The organism is Rhizobium sp. 862_C5_N1_2 (assembly GCF_051811205.1).
Lineage (GTDB): Bacteria > Pseudomonadota > Alphaproteobacteria > Rhizobiales > Rhizobiaceae > Rhizobium > Rhizobium leguminosarum.
Window position 1 is genome coordinate 181492 of the sequence record NZ_JBPWPT010000006.1, and the last position, 19224, is coordinate 200715.

At 59.7% G+C, this 19224-nt stretch carries 14 protein-coding genes; 10 read left to right on the forward strand and 4 right to left on the reverse strand.

The window, feature by feature from the left end; translation table 11 throughout:
• Positions 1 to 233 precede the first annotated feature (233 nt).
• Positions 234 to 491, forward strand: a complete 258-nt coding sequence (locus tag ACD590_RS38105; RefSeq protein ID WP_081284274.1) for a hypothetical protein — start codon at positions 234 to 236, stop codon at positions 489 to 491.
• Between the two features lie 177 nt (positions 492 to 668).
• Here ACD590_RS38105 and ACD590_RS38110 read toward each other — a convergent pair whose 3' ends face one another.
• The 3 genes from ACD590_RS38110 to ACD590_RS38120 all read right to left on the reverse strand — a co-directional run bounded on the left by ACD590_RS38110 (position 669) and on the right by ACD590_RS38120 (position 5174).
• Positions 669 to 1667, reverse strand: a complete 999-nt coding sequence (locus ACD590_RS38110) for an MBL fold metallo-hydrolase (protein WP_088395910.1) — start codon at positions 1665 to 1667, stop codon at positions 669 to 671.
• Positions 1668 to 2282: 615 nt separating this feature from the next.
• Positions 2283 to 4148 carry a TRAP transporter large permease gene (locus ACD590_RS38115; protein WP_064843783.1) on the reverse strand — a complete coding sequence of 622 codons (1866 nt, stop codon included), beginning with the start codon at positions 4146 to 4148 and terminating at the stop codon, positions 2283 to 2285.
• A gap of 9 nt (positions 4149 to 4157) precedes the next feature.
• Positions 4158 to 5174 (reverse strand): TRAP transporter substrate-binding protein, encoded by a 1017-nt coding sequence (locus ACD590_RS38120; RefSeq protein WP_081284275.1) that lies wholly within the window; start codon positions 5172 to 5174, stop codon positions 4158 to 4160.
• A gap of 395 nt (positions 5175 to 5569) precedes the next feature.
• Between ACD590_RS38120 and ACD590_RS38125 the strand changes: the two genes are divergently transcribed.
• Together ACD590_RS38125 and ACD590_RS38130 are read left to right on the forward strand one after the other, a co-directional pair.
• Positions 5570 to 6538 (forward strand): NAD(P)-dependent oxidoreductase, encoded by a 969-nt coding sequence (locus ACD590_RS38125; protein ID WP_081284278.1) that lies wholly within the window; start codon positions 5570 to 5572, stop codon positions 6536 to 6538.
• Positions 6535 to 7383, forward strand: coding sequence for an alpha/beta fold hydrolase (locus ACD590_RS38130; protein WP_064843786.1), 849 nt, complete (start codon positions 6535 to 6537; stop codon positions 7381 to 7383). Before ACD590_RS38125 ends, ACD590_RS38130 begins: the two co-directional genes overlap by 4 nt.
• 71 nt (positions 7384 to 7454) lie before the next feature.
• Here the strand turns inward: ACD590_RS38130 and ACD590_RS38135 are convergent, their stop codons facing one another.
• A complete protein-coding gene (locus ACD590_RS38135; RefSeq protein ID WP_064843788.1) occupies positions 7455 to 8384 on the reverse strand; it encodes a LysR substrate-binding domain-containing protein in 930 nt (309 codons plus the stop codon).
• Positions 8385 to 8611: 227 nt separating this feature from the next.
• Between ACD590_RS38135 and ACD590_RS38140 the strand changes: the two genes are divergently transcribed.
• The 7 genes from ACD590_RS38140 (at position 8612) to ACD590_RS38170 (ending at position 19098) form a co-directional block, all read left to right on the forward strand.
• On the forward strand, positions 8612 to 9463 hold the full coding sequence (locus tag ACD590_RS38140) for a sugar phosphate isomerase/epimerase family protein (protein ID WP_064843790.1): 852 nt from the start codon (positions 8612 to 8614) through the stop codon (positions 9461 to 9463).
• A 21-nt stretch (positions 9464 to 9484) separates the two neighbouring features.
• A complete protein-coding gene (locus ACD590_RS38145) occupies positions 9485 to 10477 on the forward strand; it encodes a dihydroxyacetone kinase subunit DhaK (RefSeq protein ID WP_040114043.1) in 993 nt (330 codons plus the stop codon).
• A gap of 10 nt (positions 10478 to 10487) precedes the next feature.
• Positions 10488 to 11129, forward strand: coding sequence for a dihydroxyacetone kinase subunit DhaL (gene dhaL, locus ACD590_RS38150; RefSeq protein ID WP_064843792.1), 642 nt, complete (start codon positions 10488 to 10490; stop codon positions 11127 to 11129).
• A 652-nt stretch (positions 11130 to 11781) separates the two neighbouring features.
• Positions 11782 to 11958 carry a hypothetical protein gene (locus ACD590_RS38155; protein WP_170961508.1) on the forward strand — a complete coding sequence of 59 codons (177 nt, stop codon included), beginning with the start codon at positions 11782 to 11784 and terminating at the stop codon, positions 11956 to 11958.
• 202 nt (positions 11959 to 12160) lie between these two features.
• Entirely contained in the window at positions 12161 to 13132 is a 972-nt protein-coding gene (locus ACD590_RS38160; RefSeq protein WP_096771802.1) for a DUF3991 and toprim domain-containing protein, read from the forward strand.
• Positions 13133 to 13256: 124 nt separating this feature from the next.
• Entirely contained in the window at positions 13257 to 13862 is a 606-nt protein-coding gene (locus ACD590_RS38165) for a DUF1419 domain-containing protein (protein WP_064843796.1), read from the forward strand.
• Between the two features lie 142 nt (positions 13863 to 14004).
• A complete protein-coding gene (locus tag ACD590_RS38170; protein WP_096771809.1) occupies positions 14005 to 19098 on the forward strand; it encodes a helicase-related protein in 5094 nt (1697 codons plus the stop codon).
• Positions 19099 to 19224 lie beyond the last annotated feature (126 nt).

Below are 19224 nucleotides of genomic sequence, written 5' to 3' on the forward strand. Positions count from 1 at the left end.
AGATCGGGAGCACCGATCCACCCGAGCGATATCGTATCCGCCGGTGCGAAGATTGCGGGCAGCAAAGGTGGATCTCGATCGCCCAACCCTGATCATTTCTGGCAATGAGAAATCTTGTTTTCGGACGCGGAGCCACGGACAGACGCCGTCGATCTGTGCCGAAACTTGAGCCTGCAGCCCTTTCCAGGTATCTATCGGTCGAGAGCGCAAAATTACAGGCACAGGATGCGGCGATGCTGAAAACCGACACCCGCCAAGCAAATTGGCGCCGTGCTAATCCAGCGAAATATGATGCTCATCTTGCTGTACAGCGAGCTGTAAAGGCAGGCGAGCTGGAAAAGCAAACATGTGAGGTCTGCGGGATTGAAATGGTCGACGCCCATCATGATCAATACGACGACCCTTTAAAGGTGCGCTGGTTATGCCGACGGCATCACACGAGGCTTCACCACTACGGCGAGGATATGTTTCCGATCAGGAATGGCCTTTAGGTGCGGTCCGCCGATCGCTCTTGATTTCAGTTGGCGTTCCCGCGAGACTTGATGTCTAGCAACGCGATGAAGGCGCACACTGCTTGTTGCGTAACTTCCGCCATGTGATGATTTCGTTCGACTGCCCTCCGGATAGGATTGACGCGAAGGTATTGCCCTCGCGCCCTTCTCTACCACTCAGTCCAACAGGCTAAGATGTAGTGGCTCAGGAAAATACTCGAAGCCCTCTCCCGCTATGCCAACGTGCCCGTAGCCCGGCCATGGGAAGTGGTAGGACATGAAGGGTATTCTATTGGAGGCCAGCATTTTCAGAATGCGCACACGCGATTGAGCCGACAGTTTGGGATCGGTATCGAACGCAAATTCCATCAAAGGCTTTTCGAACAGAAGCACAGGATGATGAGTGAGGTCGCCGCCATAGCACATTGTCTTTCCTGCTGATTCAATCATAAAGCAGCTATGGCCGAGTGTGTGTCCAGGAGCGCTAATGGCATGAATACCAGGAAGAAACTCTTGTTCGTCCTGGAAAAAAACCATGCGGTCCCGCACGGGTTTGAGGTTGTGGATCGCGGCTTTAACAAGACCGTTGAGATCGCCTCCAAGTTTTTTCTCGTCGGTCCAGAAATCGTAGTCGGTTTGGCTGATGTACACCTGGGCGTTTGGAAACGTTGGTTTCCCGTCGTCGCCCCAGATTCCGCCGACGTGGTCCCAATGAGCATGCGAACAGACGACAGCGTCAATATCTTCCAGCGCAATATTCGCGGCGGCCAAGCAAGACTTGAGACGGCCAGTCGTCGGGCCAAATTGCTTAAGCGATCCCATCCCCGTGTCGAACAAAATCAGCTTGCCACCGATGTTTACGACAGGTGCGTTCTGAGCGAGAACGATCTCATCCGTGGGCAGGAAGCTGTGGTTTAGCATGGATCTTATCTCGTCGGCCGGGACGCCGAGAAAGCTTTGTGTCGGGTCGCCGAGCGGAAGTGGGCCGTCTGATACGATGGTTACCTGGGCGTCCCCAATGGCAAATCGATAAAAGTCCGGAGCTTGTGCCCCGGAAACGGGGCTCGCCCTAGCGTGAGCCGCTATACTGTTCGCACCCAAAACGGCTCCACTCAAAGCAGCTCCCCCTGCCAATAGTAAGTTGCGGCGGTCGATCTCGAAACGTTCATTTCCCATTTCACTCCTCCCCATTTGTAAAAAAGCGTCTGCAGACCGCGCTTGTCTTGCGACGGATTTCGGCTTTGTCTGCATTGGAAAGGTATCAAGTGGCAGGTCTACGACAATTGAATTGCAAGTCCATTTCAATGAGCATCGCTCAACAAATGATCTCGCTCGGACCTGCGATTAATCAATCGAAACAAGCGGTTTCGGGGTACCGCGTTGCTCCGGCCATCAGATCTCGTTGGCTTACGGTGAGTTCGAAAGAACTCTTGGCTCCCTGACTGCGGGACGCGGCTCGCATCCGAGTATCGGCAAGATTATCGTGGATCGCCTTGGCTGCCTCTTTGTCATGTGAGTGGCTCTGCGTCAGGTCGCCAACTGTGTTCATTAAGCGGTAGGAGGATAGATGTTACCTCTTCCCTCGAAGAGCGCACCGCTCCTTGAGGAAGAAGCCACGGAAAACCGCGAGGACGTAACGATCTTCCGGTGGGCGCTACATTCCTTCCCGGGCATATTGCGGAGCCAGCAGCATGCTTCTGAAGCACGTTGCCAGCCCGGCATTCCGCCTTATCCGACATGGTTACGATCGTAGAATGGCCGACTTCTCTACCGGCCGCCTACGGTCGCACGTCATAGGAAGCCGATCGAGATCCAGGGCACCGCTGCGACGATCGCAAGCCCGAGAAGCAGGGCGATCATGTACCCCCACAGCGGCTTTATCCCTTCCACCGGGTTCACACGGCCGATTGCACAGGCGGCATAATAACCGACGCCGAACGGCGGGAGGAACAAGCCCACTCCCATGGCGAGAATGACCACGATCGAATAGTGCACGTCGTGGATCCCTAATCCCTTGGCGATCGGAAATACCAGAGGTGCGAACAGAACCACCGCGGGAATGCCTTCCAGCACGCTACCGAGCACAATGAACGCGACGATCGACACGATCATAAAGATCGGCGCTCCTCCGGGTAGACCCGCCATCGTCTGAACCAGCCCACGCGAAAAACCCGATTGAGTTAGGCACCAGGCCACAGCCGTTGCCGCCGCGATGATGAAAAGGATGGCTCCGGACAAGACCGCCGTTTCCACCAGCATCGGACCCACCCGCTTCCAGTCGAACCGGCGGTAAATGAGGAGGCCTGCCAGCAGCGAGTAGGCAATGCCGATTGTCGAGACTTCCGTGGCGGTAGCAACGCCTTCGACAACCGCTGTACGGATGATAAAAGGCAGGGCCAAAGCCGGAAGCGCAATCAGGAATGTGCGGAAGATCTCCCTGGCCGGCGGCTTGCGAAAACCCGACATGTCCTCGTTGCGATAGCGCCACCAGACGACAACGCAAAGCATCAATCCGCAGACGAACGCCGGCAAAAGACCGCCTATGAACAGGGCCGAAATCGATACGCTCGTAACCGATCCGATGGTGATCAATACGAGGCTCGGCGGGATCGTCTCCGTCTGCGCACCCGTAGCCGCAAGCAGGGCCACGAGATCACCGGGCTTTGATCCTCTCGCTTTCATCTCCGGGAACAGTGCCGGGGCGACAGCAGCCATGTCGGCGGTCTTCGAACCCGATATCCCAGACACCAGATACATTGCCGCGACGAGGACGTAACACAGGCCGCCTCTGACATGTCCGAGCAAGGACGCCAGGAAGTTCAGCATCGCTTTTGCCATGCCCGTAACCTCCATCAGCATACCCAGCAGCACGAACAGCGGGACCGCCAGCAGGAGAAGATGCGACATTCCCTCGTCAAGCCGACCCGCGATCACGCTTATCGGACGGCTCGTACCCAGAGCCACATAACTGATGGCAGCGAGAGCGAACACGAACGCGATTGGTACGCCGCTCAGCACACCTAGTGCGATGAAGACTACGAAGAAAAGCACGAGGTTCCAGTTGCCCATCGCCATGATCAACGGTTTCGCCGCAATCGCCAACCCTATCAAGCATGCGGCTACAAGGACTCCGATCAGGAAATCGCTCAGCCTGATGCGCTGAAGGGCATTGGTCACGCCAAGGATAAGCATCAGGCCAAGTCCGATCGGAAGACCAAACGAACGCCATGCGACCGAAACCTCCATCGCGGGAGTGACGACCGGAACTTCATGAAGAGCGTAGACCGTGGCCTTGGGTAGAAGAAGCACGCAGACCGAAAGGCAAAAGACAAGTGCAGCCACCTCCAGTCTTGCCTTTACGACGGGCGGCATCGCGTCCGCGATAACGCCCATCCTCATGTGCTGTCCGCGGTGAAAAGCGAGGACCGCGCCCACGATCGAAAGCCAGAGGAACAACATGGAGGCGAGCTCGTCCGACCAGATGAGCGGCTCGCCCCATGCATAGCGGGCGAAGACGCCCGCCGACAGCACGAGTACCTCGACGACAACAAGTGCTGCGGCGATCAATTCAATCAGGCGCACCACGCCCGCTTCAGCTTTGGCCAGGACTGGCCACGCGCCAATCACCGGGGGGCTGACATTTTCAGAAGTAGCCATGTCAACGCCTCAGATCAATTTGCCCGAGGTAGACTCCAGCAACGCCCATGCTTCCTCGCCGAAACGCCCCTTCCAATCGGAGTAGAACGACGAAGCCTGCAGCGTCGCGCGGAACTGGGCAGTATCGACGTCGATAAATTCAAGACCCTTGCTCGTCAGCTCTGCCTGGAGTTCGGAATTCAGCTTTTCGACATCAGCGCGTTGCACGAGAGCCGAGCGATTGATTTCGGTGACGACAATGTCACGCAAGTCCTCAGGCAACATCTCGAAGTTGTCCCGATTGGCGAGGATCCAGAAGCCGTCCCACATATGGTTGGTCCGGGAAAGATACTTTTGAACCTCGTACATTTTGGCAAAGTAAATGCCAGCGAGCGGGTTTTCGAGACCGTCAGCCACGTGAGTCTGAAGCGCGGAATAGGTTTCGCCCCATGGAATTGATGTCGGCGCGGCGCCGAGGGACTTGAAGAGCGATGTCCAGAGCGGCGCAGGAGGGACGCGGATCTTGAAGCCCTTGAGGTCCTCGGGCGACTTGATCGGTTTGCCGATCGAGGTGGTCTGCCGGAAGCCGTTGTCCCACATCTTCTCGAAGGCGATCAGGTTGACCTTCTCAAAAGCCGTCCGGATGCTCCGGCCGAGCTCGCCATCCACCGACTTCCAGACCTGAGCATAGTTGGGGTAGGCAAATCCTACGCCGGTGATGGCCGCGGGCGGAACGAGTGTCGCTGCGATGAGGCCTGTCTGCGCAAGAAGGTCCAGGCCACCCGATCGAAGCTGGCTGAGCATATCAGCATCGGTGCCGAGCTGGCTCGCGGGAAACACCTGAATACTCACGCGGCCGTCTGTTTGCTCGCTGATCTTGTTGGAAGCCTCGGTCATGCGGGTGTTGAGCGGATGATCAACGGGCATGATGTTGGCAAATTTAAACGAAAACTCTGGCGAGCTCGCGCGCATTGTGCGAGGTGCCGCAAGCGTGGCGGTCATCGCCACGGAACTCATAATAAGGGTACGGCGGTTCATTGTGATCATTGGTTCCTCCTCTAACCGTGTTGATCTATGTCGATGTTTTTAGGAGCCTCCAGCGCAGGCGCTCTCCTCGTAAGCGGTCCTCAGTTTCTCGCAGGTTGCTTAGACCTTGGTGTGACGTCGCTGAAGCCGGAAGCCTCCCACTGTGCGGCTGGACGTAAAATAGGCGCTTGCGCCAAACGTCCGCAAATGAATTGCCTCAGGCCAATGGTGAGTTGAACTCAGGCGAGTTCGGCGTGACCCGCGATGGAGACAAAGTTTTTCTAGGAGAACGCGCCAGGCAACATGAATCCAGATCACATGTTTTTTGGGCAAACTCTTTTGATGTGGAGGAAGCCGCTATGCTAACCGCTTTGCATGCGACCATGGCACTCCGGTGGGATGTGCCGACCTATGACGTGCCAGTATCTCGGAGGAGACCGGAATTGCACCAAGCTTTAGAAACAAAGCCGAGCCCGGCACGAGGACCGGGAAAACCGACAATCGGTTTTTTTGGTCTCGGCTCCATGGGATTGCCCATGGCGTCGCATCTCCTAAAAAGCGGCTTCAACGTCAAGGGGTTTGACATCTCGGAGAATGCTCTAAAAAGCTTCGCTGACAGTGGCGGGACTGCCTATCCAGACGCCACAGAAGCCGCCAGCGAGACCGACGTCTTGATGTTGATGGTGGTCAACATCGACCAGGCGCACCAAGCCCTCTTCGAACGGGGCGCCCTGGCAAATTCAACCAGGACCAGCATCGTCGTCCTGATGTCAACATGCCCTCCCGGCGAGGTTGAACAGCTCGCCGAGGCCGTGACTGCTCGCGGTCACCGGTTTCTGGATGCACCTGTTTCCGGCGGCGTCGCCGGAGCGCGTGACGCGTCGCTTTCCATTATGGTGGCTGGCGACAGGCAAACCTATGAAATGAGCCGCGATCTTCTCGACGTGCTCGGCTCCAAGATCTATTATCTCGGGGAGCGGCCTGGCCAGGCATCGGTTGCCAAAGCGGTCAACCAGTTGCTGTGCGGTGTACACTTGGCGGCAGCGGCTGAGGCGCTGTCGCTCGCCGAAAGGGCTGGGCTCGACACCTCAACGGTACTCGAGATCGTGTCCGGCTCGGCGGCTGCCAGCTGGATGCTCAACGATCGTGGCCAGCGTATGCTTCTGGAAGACCCAGAGGTAACGAGCGCGGTAGACATCTTTGTGAAAGATCTCGGTATCGTGCTTGCCGCTGGCTCCTCTGCCAGGGCCGCCCTGCCGCTCGCCTCCGTTGCGCATCAGTTCTTCCTTGCCGCGTCTGGCCAGGGGTCGGGCTCGGCAGATGACAGTCAGGTCATTCGTGCGTATCGGGGGATGACCGCGGGCCAGAAGGAGGCAAAGAAATGAGTGCCGAGATCAAAAGCAATTACGCGCGACTGTCCGGCATCACCATGCACTACCTGACCGCAGGATCCGGTAAGCCGCTGGTTCTCCTTCACGGGGTGCCGCAGAGTTCGCACGAATGGCGGCACGTGATCCCCTTCCTCGCCGACAAGTACGCGATCATCGCGCCGGACCTGCGGGGCCTCGGCGACACTTCCCGGCCCGCCGATGGGTACGACAAGAAGACGATTGCCGAAGACGTGTGGGAGCTTCTTTCTGAACATCTGAAGATCGATCGCTTCAATCTTGTGGGACACGACTGGGGCGGCCCGGTGGCGTTTGCCCTGGCCGCGCAGCACCGGGAGGCTGTTAGCAAGCTCGCGATCCTGGACGTTACCATTCCTGGCGATGGAGCGGACATGTCGCAAGGCGGCCGGCGTTGGCACCACCCCTTCTTCAGGACGCCGGATTTGCCGGAAGCGATGTTCGGCGGTCGCGAGCATATCTATCTGGAATGGTTGTTTGACAATTATGGCAGCCGGGCAAACGTGCTATCTCAGGAAGACAAGAATGAGTATTTCCGTACCTACCTAAAACCGGGTGGCCTACGCACACTTCTCGCCTATTATCGGGGCTTTCCAACCGACGTCAAAGACAACGAGTTATTCCTCGAGAGGGATGGCAAGCTCGAAATGCCGGTCCTCGCCCTGGGCGGAGACAGTGGTTTTGGCCGCGGCATGGAGACGATGGAATCAATGCAGCGGGTGGCGAGTGACGTTCGAGGCGGATTGATCCCGGGCTCGGGTCACTGGGTTGCGGAAGAAGCTCCCGAATTCATAGCGAACGAACTCCGGAAATTCTTTGGCTAAACCACTGCCTGACGTCGGGGATGCGCGTCTGATCCACCAGTCGCGCATCACCGACCCTGAGTGTGCATAACTCACCTCCCGCCGACGTCGATCTCACTCGCAGAAACCGTGTCGCCAGCCAGGGTCTCTTCGATCCAACGCTTGAACAGAGCGATCTTTGGTGTTCTTGCCCTGGACCTCAAGTACACGAGACTATGGCAATTGATGCTGGGGCCTTCCGGGCCAAACGGCGCAACGAGCCTCCCGCTTTTCAGATCTTGCCGGACGAGTATGAGGCTTTCCAGGCAAACGCCAAGTCCATCCGCGGCCGCATTGATGGACATGAAAGATCTATCGAAACGCAGTCCCCGATCCATGTTGAGCCTCACACCGTGGTCGTCGGCCCAATCCTGCCAGCGATAGAGGTTCACTTCGGAGTGGATGAGCGGAAATCTGGCGAGATCCTGCGGTGAGCGTATTCCGTTTGCGCCCTCGACCAACGATGGGGCGCACAGGACCATTATTGGCTCGGGTGGGAAGGGCTCGACGGCGATGCCAACCTCCACGGGCTGCGTTCCGTAGCGGATGTCTATATCGACGTTGCCGGTCCTGAGCTCGGCCGGGTCACCAGAAGCGTGCAGTCGAAGATCGATCTCCGGATAGCGGGCGCTAAACCGGGCCAGGCGAGGCATGAGCCACTGCGAAGCTAGACTGACGACCGAATGGATATTCAGAATGTCACTTTTGCCCTTCTTCGTGAAATTGCGCGTGGCGCTCTCGATCCTTCGAAACGAGGCGCTGATCTCTTCGGCGTAAGCCCTCCCCGCGTCAGTCAGTATGATTGAACGCCCGGAGCGATGAAATAAAGCAATTCCGAGCTCCGAATCCAGCGCGGCCATTTGATGGCTCACGGCCGAGGGGCTGATGCTCAGTTCCTCGGCGGCTTTTCCAAAAGATCCAAGACGTGCGACAGCTTCCAACACCTGTAGCGATCGCAGCGAAGGAAACTCCAACGCGCTCATCACCCCTCCTCCCGTTTATGCGTGCCTCGCCACCTTTCCCACTGGAGAGATTCAGTACGCTGGAGGACGCCCTTCATCTATATTCCATGAGGAAATTTAACGCAAATGATGCAGCTGTTGAGATGTATTCATGCATTGACCGACGGAATTCGCTTGTCCGGATGAAGCGTTTTTAACACTTTGCCCTTCGGAACGGACTTTGCGCCGTTCTTCTAAGGGAGGAATGCATGGCTGAACGGGTGATCTCCGTGTCCGGCGCGCCGTACGACGGGCATAGCAGAGAGGCCGCACTGGAGAGCGCGGCAACCCTCGGGTTCACGCATTTCGAGCCGGCCTTTATCGTTGGATATACAGAACCCTTTGACGAGACCGCCTTCAAACCTTCCGAGATGACCAGTTGGCGCAGCGCGCTTAGGTTTTCGGGGCTCTTGTGTCATGCAATGTCGTCGCACATCGACCTCGGTTTCGAAGATTCGGTCGAAGTGTTCACGGGCCGCATGGCATTCGCCGCGGCGATTGGAGCCAAGGTTATTGCGACCAACACGGCCGCCCGACAAAGAGAGGCAACATTCCGTCGCAACGTCGAAACCATACTGAGAAGAGCGGAAGCCTTCGATATCATCGTTGGCCTGGAAAACCCAGGAGACGGCAGCGATAGCCTGATCAACACCGCGCGAGACGGTATTTCTCTTGTTGAGGAATTCGGATCGCCCTTTCTAAAGCTAAATTACGACGCCGCAAACACAGCGTCACATCGACCGGACATGGACGATCTCGCAGGTGATGGAATCCTGGCGCTGCCGGAATCGGCGCACGCCCATATCAAGGATGTTCGTGAAACCGACGAAGGTTGGTTTTTCTGCGATATCGGCGACGGCAAGGTCGGGTGCGAGCGCCTCCTGGCTGCAATCGCAAAGCTCGACAGCCTCCCGGTCAGTATTGAACTTCCCTTGAGACTGCATCGCAATCGGCAGGCGCAGCCCGTTCGCCGCCGAGATCCCGTGCCGCTGTCATCGATCGAGGACTCGCTGGCTCGGTCGCTCAAGGTCGTCCGGCGAGCGCTCAACGACAATCAATGACCGTGTCTGGAGGAGGACGCAGTGCAACGTTTTGTAAACAACCGCGATGAGGTCGTGGAAGATACCATCAAGGGCTTTGTGAAGGCACACCGAGACATCGTGCGCCTCGCCGAAAACCAACGCGTGGTGACGGCGATTGACCGGCCCGCGCAAGGAAAAGTGGGTGTCGTAACTGGAGGTGGCTCCGGACACGAGCCTGCCTTCATTGGCTATATAGGCCGCAACATGCTTGACGCGGTCGCGGTCGGCGAGCTGTTTTCGTCGCCAACGGCCAAGAGCTTTCAGGATGCCATACGCGAAGCGAATGGTGGGAAAGGGGTCGTTGTCCTCTACGGAAATTATGCCGGAGACAACATGAACGTGAAGATGGCGATGAAGCTCGCCGCAAAGGACGGCATCGAGGTTGCCACGGTCGTTGCAACCGACGACGTATGCTCCGCCCCCGCGGAGGAGCAGGCGAAGCGCCGAGGCGTTGCCGGAGAGATCTTCATGTGGAAGGTGGGGGGAGCGAAAGCGTCGATGGGCGCCAGCCTATCCGAGGTTCGTGACGCAGCGCAGAAGGCCATCGACAATTGCCGCTCGGTCGGTGTCGGATTGGGGCCGTGCACTCTTCCAGCGGTCGGACATCCGAACTTCCAGATCGAGCCTGGCACCATTGAAGTCGGTATCGGCCATCACGGCGAGCCGGGCGTGCGAGTAGAAGCGCTCAAGAGCGCATCAGAGGTCGCCAAGGATATGTGCCAGATCGTGCTGGATGACCATGATCTCGGCTCGGGGACAGAAGTGGCCGTACTGGTATCTGGCCTTGGCGCGACACCGCTGAACGAACTTTACATTCTCTTCGACACAGTCGAGGAGGAAATCTCCGGCCGCGGCCTCAGGATCCACAAAGCGTATGTTGGTAACTACTTCACGTCTCTTGAGATGGTTGGAGCGACTTTGACGGTTATGGCGCTCGATGAAGAGCTAAAGTCGCTACTGGAGGTCGAGGTTCGCTGCGCGGCGACACTTTAAGGAGGGAACAATGCAAAAAATGAATAACGCGGCAGCCGGAGAAATCGTAGTCTCCATGGCAAGAGCGATCATCGACAACCGCGACTACCTCAGCGAGATCGACGGCAAGATTGGCGACGGCGATCACGGAATAAATATGGCGAAAGGTTTCGGTTTAGTGGCCGACCGGATACGCGGCAAGGAGCTATCGCTCGCAAAAGCGCTTGAGACCCTGGGAACAGTCCTGATGACCGAGATCGGCGGATCTATGGGTCCGCTTTACGGTGTGATGTTCACCGAGTTTGCCCAGCAGATCGATCAGGTCGACCAGATCGACAGCAAGACGTTCAGCCGAATGCTGCATGCTGGCTTGACGGGTATTCAAGAAATTGGTTCGGCTAAAGTCGGCGACAAGACATTGCTTGACACGTTGGTGCCTGCTGTTGAAGCTTTTGACAAAGCGACATCAGAAGGAAAATCCTTCGACGAGGCATTGGAACTCCTCGTTGCGGCAGCCGAAAGTGGCCGCGATTCGACGGTGAACTTGATCGCACGGATCGGCCGAGCCAGCAGGCTGGGCGAACGATCGCTCGGCGTGCTGGATGCTGGTGCGACGTCTTGCGCGCTGATCCTCAAGGAGTTGTCTGAGGGAACCCGTGATAGGCTTCAATAGTGTCATCGCTTCTTGAGCGTGATCATACTGAGAACCGAAGTGATGCCGAGCTTAAGGGGAAGCCAATCCAGAGTGCCGCTCGGTTATTGATGTGAAACGCGCCGCGATAGAAATCCGGCAACACTCCTCCGTGTGCCGCCCGAGGGTGGACACCCGCTTTCGCGGCCATCCGGGAATCAAACTTAGCGGACAGATTGGGTCGGCGGCGAACTATGCATTCGGTCTCCGGGCACCATCGCTCTCGCTTGCAGGGTCGGGTTCCGCAAACCGCGAAAGGCACGACTCATCGCAACTTAGGCGGTGCCACGACTGAAGCTGACGCGACATTCGGTCACGCGGCGACGCAGAGTCCTTCGCTCAGCTAACACCTGACCCGCTAAATCGAAGACACGAGTAATCGGCCTGGGGGAGCGACGACCTGGCACGAAGCTCGAAAATCGTGCGTCAAACGGTGGCCCAAACGGAAGCAAGCCAATCCCGCTCTTTACCGATGGCGTCCTGGCCGGTTCCGGATCTTCCACGATCAACCCGCGAGGGGTCCGCTAGCAAGCTGCGGCCGCTTCCGCTTTGCGTCGCGGTGATCGCGCCCGGACCCGTGCCTTTGGAGGAGCCATCGAGCGGGAATTGGCCCGCTCCCGAAGGAGCCTCTCAAATGTCGCACGATCTCTCTCTCGCCCAGTCCCACGCCTTCCAGCTCTCCCGTGACCTGATGGTACCGGTCACCCTTTTCGAAGTTGACGGCGAATATGGCGTCATTCCTTCCGATGAGATCGACGCCGACGACGATCTGGCGATCGTGCATGAGTACATGCCTTGGCCGGCTCATTGAGCCGGCACCGCCGGGGCGTGCCCCTTGCGAGCGGCGGGCCGCAAGGGAAGCTTCGCCGCGGCCAATTTCAGCTTGCATGATCCGACAATTGCGCGCCGCGCCCTTGCGGCCTTTGCTCTTTGGGGCCTGCCGAAAGGGGTCGGGTGAACCGACGGGCAAGGAAGGGCTATGGAGGCCGATCGCCGGGCGATCGGAAGGAAAAATGAAGAGAAGAGAAATAGAAGCGTTGCGCGAGCAGGTCAGATGTGCGGCGGTGCTTGAGCATGCCGGGTTTGCAATAGACGCGAAGGAAAGCACACGGCGGGCAGTCAAATTCCGCCGCGGCGGCGAGATCGTCATCGTCACCTATGAAGGACGCGGATGGTTCGATCCACTGTCCGACGCGAAAGGCGATGTGTTCCGGCTCGTCGAGCATCTCGAACGGGTCGGCTTTCTCGAAGGCGCAGAACGGATCGCGGCTCTCATCGGGTTTCAGATCACGGAGCCGGAGTGGCAGCCGGCGAAACATGGCGAGAGATGCGACCTCTCTCTTCCCGATCGTTGGCAGTCCCGCCGGCGACCCTGGCCCGGTTCCTCGACATGTCGATACCTCAGTGGCGAGCGCCACGTGCCAACTTACGTGCTGCGAGCGACTATCAAAGGCGACCTACTGCGAGAAGGTCCGCAAGGCAGCATGTGGGCGGCGCACCGAGACCAGGCGGGGGCCTTGACCGGCTGGGAAGCGCGGGGTCCGCAATACCGGGGTTTTGCATCCGGAGGAACCAAGGTTCTTTTCCGTTTCGGTTCGGACAGCGCATCGCGCTTGGCCGTCACAGAAGCCGCGATCGATGCCATGAGCCTCGCGGCGATCGAGGGTTTGCGGGAGGGCACGCTTTATCTCAGCACCGGCGGCGGATGGTCGCCGGCCACGGAGGCAGCGTTGCGGGAGCTGGCCGCGAAAACTGGCGTCCAGATCATCGCGGCGACGGACGCCAATCCCCAGGGCGACATGTTTGCCGAACGGCTGCGGACGCTTGCCGACGATGCCGGCTGCGACTGGACACGGCTTCGGCCGCCGGAAGAGGACTGGAACGAAACCCTGAAGATCAGGGAAAAGGAAAAGAGGGAAAGGATGGAAGGAGGAGGCGTGCCGCATCCGCGCCGCCCGCGTCAAGGGAGGCTTCGCCCGGCGTAGCCGGCCCTTGACCCTGACGGTCGCGATGCCGGCGGCAGCCAAGGGGTCATGAAGGACTGAATAGGAAGGCACGGTCGAGAGGACAGTGCCGCGCTTCGGTCCGAAACCTCCGAAGGAGCTGTAGATGAACCCCTCTCCCGCAATCCGAAAAGTCTTCCAGGGTGTCGCAAGCCGACCGCAGATGTTCCGCATGTTCGACCGTCATCTCCAGCGGCCCAACCGCTGGGAAGCCGACGCAACGCCGCTCTATGCCGGCGAATGGTTCGAGATCGGCGAGGCCGAGCACGACTACATGTTCGAAATCCTGCCGCCGCTCTGGATCCGCGGTTCGATGTTTGCGATGCGCGAGTTCCTGACCGGCTCGGTGACATCGGTGTTCTTCGCACTCCGGATCGATGAGGCGATCCGCTATTTTCACGGCTATTGTGATCTTGCCGATCAAGCCTCCGTCGAGACCATGCGCGTCGCGATAATTGAGCGCGAAAGCCGCCCGGTTCGGTCCATGACGCGCGAGGAGCGTCTCGAGCATATCTGGAGCAGTACGGCGGACGACTATCGCGGCTATGCTGGCGAGCGCTGGCCAGAGGCTTCGCGCGGCAAACGCACCCTGATGATCTACGGCGGTAAAGGCGGCACTGTTCTGAAGCTGCTGGAAGACCTCAGCGAGGACGAGATCGCCGCCAAACTGCCGGTACAACTGCGCCACCTCCCCTCGCCGATCGCGGCTTGAGAGTTTCCGTTTGCATCCGTGCGCGAAGCGATCGCGCTCGGACCACGATAGCCGCGCAGCCCATGCAGGCGGCCTCCCCCCTTCGCGTTCCTCGACTGTCGCTTGCGGCGGATCGATGACGCTCGCTCACAAGGAGTTTTCGATGAGCAGCGATCCCTTCACCCTTGATATGTTTGGCAGCAGCGCTTTGTCATCAGGACTTGGTCTTGGCGTCGCTGCGTTCGGCGGTTTTGCCGCCAACGACGACGAGCCTGACCCGACCCCGCCCTCTTCTGAGCCGGCTCTGCCGGTGACCAACCGGCCGGTCCCGCGGAAGCAGGGGCAGCGCGCCAACTTCTATCTCGACGATGGCGACCGCGAGCTCGCCGCGAGCTGGAAGGAGCGGGCACGCATCAACGTTGCGGCAATCCTCACCGCCAACGAAATCGAGAAGATGAACCTGCCGGTGACTCCGGCCGCGCAGGCGAGGCTCATCCGCTTCACCGGCTTCGGCGCCGGCGAGCTGGCAAATGGCATGTTCCGGCGGCCGGGCGAAGCCGACTTCCGCACAGGCTGGGACGATCTCGGCAACTCGCTGCAATCCGCGGTCAGCGTGGGCGACTATGCGTCGCTTGCCCGTTGCACCCAATATGCCCACTTCACCCCCGAATTCGTCATTCGGGCAATCTGGATGGGCATTCAACGTCTCGGCTGGCGCGGCGGCCGTGTGTTGGAGCCCGGGATCGGAACGGGCCTGTTTCCGGCGCTGATGCCGAAACAGTACCGCGAACTGAGCTACGTCACCGGCATCGAGCTCGATCCCGTCACGGCCCGCATCGCGAAACTGCTGCAGCCGAAGGCGCGCATCATCAATGGCGATTTCGCGCGCGCCGACCTCAATGCGATCTACGATCTTGCCATCGGCAACCCGCCCTTCTCCGATCGGACGGTTCGCTCCGACCGGCAATATCGTTCGCTCGTTCTTCGGCTGCACGATTACTTCATTGCCCGATCGATCGATCTCCTGAAGCCGGGCGCCCTGGCTGCCTTCGTCACCAGCGCCGGCACCATGGACAAGGCGGACGGCACCGCACGCGAACACATCGCCAAGTCCGCCGACCTGATCGCCGCAATCCGACTGCCCGCAGGCAGTTTTCGGCGCGACGCCGGAACGGATGTCGTGGTCGACACCCTCTTCTTTCGCAAACGCAAGGCAGGCGAGCCGGAAGGCGACCTTTCGTGGCTCGACCTGGAGGAAGTCCGGCCGGCTACCAAGGACGAGGGCGCGATCCGCGTGAACAGGTGGTTCGCGCGGCATCCTGATTTTGTCCTCGGCGACCATGCCCTGAGCTCCGGTCCCTTCGGGGAGACCTATACGTGCCGATCACGCGCCGGCGAGGAGCTCGACGCGGCGCTGACGGCAGCCATCGCTCTTCTTCCGGAAGGCCTTTATGACGGCGAGCCGACGGCCATCGACATCGATCTGGAGGACGAGCTTGCCGAGAACGTCGATCTCCGCCCCGACGATGCCAAGATGCGCGAAGGCAGCTATTTTGTCGATGTCAGGCACGGCCTCATGCAGGTCGTCGATGGCGAGCCCGTCGCGGTGCAGGTGCGCAAGGCGCGCAGTGGCGAGGGAATTTCTGAAAAGCACGTCCGGATCATCCGCAAACTGATCCCGATCCGCGAAGCCGTGCGCGACGTCCTGAAAGCCCAGGAACTGGACCGGCCGTGGCGCGAGCTACAGGTGCGGCTGCGCATCGCCTGGTCGAACTTCGTGCGCGATTTTGGCCCGATCAACCACACCACGGTTTCGATCATCGAGGATGAGACGACGGGCGAGGTTCGTGAAACCCATCGCCAGCCGAACCTTATGCCATTTCGCGACGATCCCGACTGCTGGCTGGTTGCCTCCATCGAGGACTATGACCTCGAAACCGACACCGCCAGGCCCGGGCCGATTTTCTCGGAACGCGTCATCGCGCCCCCTTCCCCGCCCGTCATCACCTCCGCAGCCGATGCTCTAGCGGTCGTCCTCAACGAACGCGGGCGCATCGACCTCGATCATATCGCCGAGCTTCTGCATTGCGACACGGATGCGGTTCTCGATGCGCTCGGTGACGCAATCTTTTGCGATCCCGCCGACGGCTCATGGCAAACCTCGGATGCTTATCTCTCTGGGGCCGTGCGCACCAAACTTGCTGCCGCGGCAGCTGCGGCCGAGCTCGATCCCGCTTATGAGCGCAATGTCCGTGCGCTTCAGGCGGTGCAGCCCGCCGACCTTCGCCCGTCTGATATCACCGCACGGCTGGGTGCTCCCTGGATTCCGGCCGCCGATATCGTCGACTTCGTGCACGAGACGATGGGCGCCGAGATCAGGATCCACCACATGCCGGAACTCGGTTCATGGACGGTCGAGGCGCGGCAACTTGGATGGACGGCGGCCGGCACATCCGAATGGGGCACCGACCGACGCCACGCCGGCGAGTTGCTTGCCGATGCGCTGAACAGCCGCGTGCCGCAGATCTTCGACGTCTTCAAGGATGCCGATGGCGAGCGGCGGGTGCTGAACGTCGTCGATACCGAAGCCGCCCGCGACAAGCTGCAGAAAATCAAGACGGCCTTCCAGAACTGGGTGTGGACCGATCCTGATCGCACCGACCGGCTGGCGCGGGTCTATAACGATCGTTTCAATGATATCGCGCCTCGAAAGTTCGACGGCTCCCATCTCATGCTTCCCGGCGCCTCTGGCGCCTTTGTTCTTTATGGGCATCAGAAGCGTGGCATCTGGCGGATCATTTCGTCCGGCTCGGCCTATCTCGCGCACGCTGTCGGTGCGGGCAAGACGATGACCATGGCGGCCGCGATCATGGAACAGCGCCGGCTCGGGCTGATCGCCAAGGCGATGCTGATGGTTCCGGGCCATTGCCTCGTCCAGGCCGCCCGCGAGTTTCTCGCGCTCTACCCGAACGCCCGCATCCTCGTCGCCGACGAGACCAACTTCACCAAGGACAAGCGCGCTCGCTTCCTCTCGCGGGCGGCGACGGCGACCTGGGACGCGATCATCATCACCCATTCGGCATTCCGGTTCATCGCCGTGCCGTCGAGTTTCGAACAGCAGATGATCCAGGATGAACTGCAGCTCTACGAGGAGCTGCTGACCAAGGTCGACAGCGAGGACCGTGTCTCCCGCAAGCGTCTCGAACGGCTCAAGGAGGGACTGAAGGAACGACTGGAGGCGCTGTCCACCCGCAAGGACGACCTGTTGACGATTTCCGAAATCGGCGTCGACCAGATCATCGTCGATGAGGCGCAGGAATTCCGCAAGCTTTCCTTCGCCACCAACATGTCGACCTTGAAAGGCATCGATCCGAACGGTTCGCAGCGTGCCTGGGATCTCTACGTCAAGTCTCGTTTCGTCGAGACGAAGGACCCCGGCCGGGCTTTGGTTCTCGCCTCCGGCACGCCAATTACCAATACGCTTGGCGAGATGTTTTCGGTCCAACGTCAGCTTGGGCACGCGGCGCTGGCCGAACGCGGCCTGCATGAATTCGACGCCTGGGCCTCGACGTTCGGTGACACGACGACGGAACTGGAGATCCAGCCATCAGGCAAATACAAGCCGGTCAGCCGGTTTGCTTCCTTCGTCAACGTCCCGGAACTGATCGCCATGTTCCGGTCTTTCGCCGACGTGGTGCTGCCCGGCGATCTCCGCGACTACGTCAAGGTGCCTGAGATCTCGACCGGCCGCCGGCAGATCCTGACGGCCAAGCCGACCCAGGCATTCAAGAATTACCAGACGGTCCTCGACGCCCGTATCAAGGCGATCGAGATGCGTGAGGGGCCGGCGCAGCCCGGCGACGACATCCTGCTCTCCGTCATCACCGACGGTCGCCATGCCGCCATCGATTTGCGCCTGGTCGACGTGGACAATGACAACGAGCCGGACAACAAGCTCAACTTGCTCGTCCAGAACGCTTTCCGTATCTGGCAGGAGACGTCGCAAAGCACGTTCGTGCGACCCGACGGCAAGCCCTTCGATCTGCCTGGCGCGGCGCAGATGATCTTCTCCGATCTCGGCACCATCAACGTCGAGAAGAGCAGAGGCTTTTCCGCTTACCGCTGGATCCGGGATGAGCTCGTCCGCCTGGGCGTTCCGGCCTCCGAAATCGCCTTCATGCAGGACTACAAGAAGACCGAGGCGAAGCAGCGTCTGTTCGCCGACGTCCGCGCCGGCAAGGTCCGCTTCCTGATCGGCTCGTCGGACACGATGGGGACCGGCGTCAATGCGCAACTGCGCCTTAAGGCGCTGCATCACCTCGACGTCCCGTGGCTGCCTTCGCAGATCGAACAGCGCGAGGGCCGGATCGTTCGTCAGGGCAACCAGCATGACGAGGTCGATATTTTCGCCTACGCCACCCAAGGTTCGCTTGACGCCTCGATGTGGCAGAACAACGAACGCAAGGCCCGCTTCATCGCGGCGGCGCTGTCTGGCGATACCTCGATCCGCCGGCTGGAAGATCTCGGGGAAGGAGCGGCCAATCAGTTCGCCATGGCGAAGGCGATTGCCAGTGGCGACGAACGCCTGATGCAGAAGGCGGGACTCGAGGCGGACATTGCCCGGCTCGAACGGCTGCGCGCCGCCCATGACGACGATCAATATGCGGTGCGCCGGCAGATCCGCGACGCCGAACGCGATATCGAGATTTCGGAGCGACGTGTTGCGGAAATCGGCAAGGACATTGACCGTCTTGTTCCGACCGCGGCCGAGGCCTTTGCCATGACGGTCGTCGACGAGGCTTTCAACGAGCGGAAAGCCGCCGGTCGCGCCTTGATGAAGGAAATCCTCACCCTGGTTCAGCTCCAGCAGGAAGACGAGAGCGTCATCGCCTCGATCGGAGGCTTCGATCTCGTCTATTTCGGCGAGCGATTCGGCAGGGACGATGGGTATCGCTACACGACCCTTCTCCAACGCACTGGAGCGGATTACGAAATCGATCTGCCGGTGACCGTGACGCCGCTTGGCGCTACCTCCCGCCTCGAAAACGCGCTCGACGGTTTTGACGAGGAGCAGGAACGCTATCGCCATCGCCTTCATGACGCCCAGCGGCGTCTCGCCTCCTACCGCTCGCGCGAGGGCGGCCTGTTTGCGTTTTCCGAAGAACTCGCCGAGAAGCGCCGGCAACTACGGGACGTCGATCAGGCATTGGCAGCCGTGGCACGCGAGGAGGGTTTGGCCCACTCGGAAGCGGCCTGAGGTCTGACGCCATTTGCCTGACCTCCATCCGCGGATTTTGGAAGCGCTGCAGCATTCACATAGCTGCAGTGCACAAAAAGTGTTTTCCAAGTGGTCAAAATTCGAGCATAGTGCACACAGCTGATG